General features: G+C 61.9%; 1 pseudogene. It reads left to right on the forward strand.

Annotation, left to right across the window (positions count from 1 at the left end):
* Positions 1-239: pseudogene (locus IE95_RS20755) on the forward strand (hypothetical protein); the annotation flags it as partial.

The following is a 239-nucleotide window of genomic DNA, read 5'->3' on the forward strand; positions in this document are numbered from 1 at the left end:
GTTGTTGATCGCGCAGGTGATCAACTTCTTCGCCCAGCGCAACGTGACGTTCAGGTCGAACACCTCGATCTGGCGGGCGGCGTTCTGGTACGTGGTGGCGTACGTGGTGATCACGTTCGCGGCGGCGGCGTTGCAGGGCCTGTACAAGGCGCCGATCTACGAGCTGTTGATCGACACGTGGGGTCTGGGCAGGACGGGTGAGACCGCGGCCGACATGGTCACGATGATCATCAACAGTG

Source organism: Oerskovia turbata (genome assembly GCF_000718325.1).
GTDB classification, from domain to species: Bacteria; Actinomycetota; Actinomycetes; order Actinomycetales; family Cellulomonadaceae; genus Oerskovia; species Oerskovia turbata.